The 321-nt window shown below is 40.5% G+C and carries 1 protein-coding gene; it reads left to right on the top strand.

All coding sequences use genetic code 11. From position 1 onward, the window contains the following. Positions 1 to 321: hypothetical protein (locus tag P0G09_RS16965; protein ID WP_275253253.1), on the top strand; the 321-nt coding region annotated here is incomplete at both ends.

The raw sequence follows: 321 nt of genomic DNA, 5'->3' as shown, positions 1-321 counted from the left end.
GGGTATTACACTGAAAAAGATATTTTCTGGATTTATGGATGAGCAGGATGGTGAGATTGCAATCGAAGCATGTATCTCACTTACATTATTTCTCATTGTAATGATTGCGCTGTACAGTGTGATTCAGGTGTTTACGGTTCAAAGCATGATCAGCCATGCTATGCAGGAAGCCTGTCAGAGCATGGCGCTGGTAAATTATAATCAGTCAATGTTCAAAACTGGAACGCTGCAGCAAATTCCCAGCAAAGTGTTTGATTGGATTTCTGGTGGACATCGAGAAAACATCAGTACATCGGCATATTTTTCATGGAAAGAACTCCT

Source organism: Faecalibacterium sp. DFI.5.82 (genome assembly GCF_029076575.1).
GTDB lineage: Bacteria > Bacillota > Clostridia > Oscillospirales > Ruminococcaceae > Faecalibacterium > Faecalibacterium duncaniae.
Note: the sequence above shows the minus strand (reverse complement) of the source record. Positions and strands in the feature narration are given on the sequence as shown.